2 protein-coding genes are annotated in these 2,146 nt (G+C 71.5%); one reads left to right on the plus strand and one right to left on the minus strand.

The annotated features are described in order from the left end of the window. Positions 1 to 966, plus strand: a 966-nt coding sequence (locus AC1D1G_RS44635) for an ERAP1-like C-terminal domain-containing protein (RefSeq protein ID WP_477956878.1), incomplete at its 5' end; no start/stop codon positions are given. 21 nt (positions 967 to 987) lie between these two features. On the opposite strand, the gene dinB is transcribed toward AC1D1G_RS44635, so the two are convergent. Next, positions 988 to 2,146 (minus strand): DNA polymerase IV (gene dinB, locus AC1D1G_RS44640; protein ID WP_477956879.1); only part of this gene is annotated, 1,159 nt, incomplete at its 5' end.

A 2,146-nucleotide genomic window follows, 5' to 3' on the forward strand; every position in this document is an offset into this window, starting at 1 on the left:
CTCACGTACTGCTCGCTGCGGCTCGATCCCGACTCGCTTGCCACCGCCATCGACCGGATCGGCGACATCGACGAGCCGCTCCCCCGCACCCTGGTGTGGTCGGCGGCCTGGGAGATGACGCGTCAGGCCGAACTCAAGGCGCGAGACTTCGTCGCCCTCGTGCAGCGCGGCATCGGTGCCGAAACCGAGGTCGGCGTCGTCCAGCGACTGCTGATGCAGGCCCAGACCGCGCTGCACAGCTACGCCGAACCCGAGTGGGCCAAGGAACACGGCTGGCCGGACTTCGCGAACCGGCTCCTCGAACTGGCACGGGAAGCCGAGTCGAGTTCGGATCACCAGCTGGCGTTCGTCAACGCGCTGGCGGGCGCGCAGCTGTCGGCATGGCACACCGAGGTCCTGCAGGAACTGCTCGACGCCGCACCCGAAACGGTCGGGCTGCCGGGCCTCGTCGTCGACACGGACCTGCGCTGGCGTCTCGTCACCGCGCTCGCCGGGGCCGGTGAGATCGACGCCGAGGGCATCGAGACGCCGTTCATCGACGCCGAAGCCGAACGCGATCCCACCGCGGCTGGCGCTCGCAACGCCGCCGCGGCGGCCACCGTCCGCCCGCAGGCCGYGGTGAAGGAACAGGCCTGGAACCGGGTGGTCGGCGACGATTCCGTGCCGAACATCACCGCCCGCTCGATCATCGGCGCTTTCGCCGGTCACGGGCAGTCCGAGATCCTCGCACCGTACGTGACCCGCTACTTCGCGGACATCCCCGCGGTGTGGGAGCGGCGTTCGAGCGAGGTCGCGCAGACCGTCGTCGTGGGCCTGTACCCGTCGTGGTCGATCAGCGAGGAGTCCGTGGCGGCAGCCGACGAGTTCCTGGCCGGCGACCATCCCCCGGCACTGCGCCGCCTGGTGGTCGAGGGCCGGGCCGGCATCGTCCGGTCGCTCGCGGCCCGGAAGTTCGACGCGAGCTGATCGGTGGCCGATCCTGCCGGCCTAGTCCGGCAGGATCGGCACACTCACACCCTGATCCCGGCCCAGCAGCACCGCGCGGGTGACCGCCGAGGAGCCGAAGCGGTCGCGGAGGCTGTCGAGTGTGCTGTCGAGGGAACTGCTCGTGTACGGGTCGAAGGGCAGGGCGAGCTGTTGCGGGCAGTCGTCCTCGAGGTTGGCGACCGCGATCCCCACCAGGGTGATGCCCTTGGATTCGATCATCGGCCACGCGGTGCTCAGCAGGCCCCGGGCCGTGGTGAGGATCGTCTGCGTCTGAGCCGACGGCTGCGCGAGAGTGTGCGAACGCGTGACCCGGGTGAAGTCGTCGAACCGCAGCCGGAGCACCACCGTGCGCCCCACCCGCTTGCCGCGGCGCAGCCTGCCCGCCACCCGGTCGACCAACGTCACCAGAGCGGCGTCCACGTCCTCCCTCGACTTCGGTCTGCGCCCCAGGGCGTGCTGCGCGCCGACGGATCTCCGCCTGCGCCCCACCTGCACGGGCCGCGGGTCGCGTGCCCAGGCGAGCGCGTGGAGGTGGTGGCCCGCCGCGGGTCCGACGATGGACACGAGCAGCTCTTCGGGATAGTGGGCGAGCTGGCCGACGGTGCCGATCCCGGCGTCGCGGAGCTTGACCGACGTCACCGCCCCGACACCCCACAGCCGTTCGACCGGCAGCGGATGGAGGAACTCGATCTCGCGGTCCGGCGGCACGTGCAACAGGCCGTCGGGTTTGCCCACTGCGCTGGCGACCTTGGCGAGGAACTTCGTTCGCGCGACCCCGACCGTGATCGGCAGCCCCACCTGCTCCCGCACGTCGCGGCGCAGGCGTGCCGCGATGTCGACCGGTGCGCCCGCGATCTTGCGGAGACCGGCGACGTCGAGGAAGGCCTCGTCGATCGACAGTCCCTCGACCAGGGGCGTCGTCCGGCCGAAGACCTCGAATACCGCCTTGCTCGCGGCCGCGTACGCCGACATCCGTGGCCGCACCACGACGGCGTGCGGGCACAGGCGCAGCGCCTGCGCACCGCTGCTGGCCGTGCGCACCCCGTACGCCTTCGCCTCGTAGCTCGCTGCCAGCACGACGCCGCCGCCGACGATCACCGGACGACCCCGCAGACCGGGGTCGTCCCGCTGCTCCACCGAGGCGTAGAACGCATCGAGG

This window comes from Rhodococcus sp. P3_B8 (genome assembly GCF_056402775.1).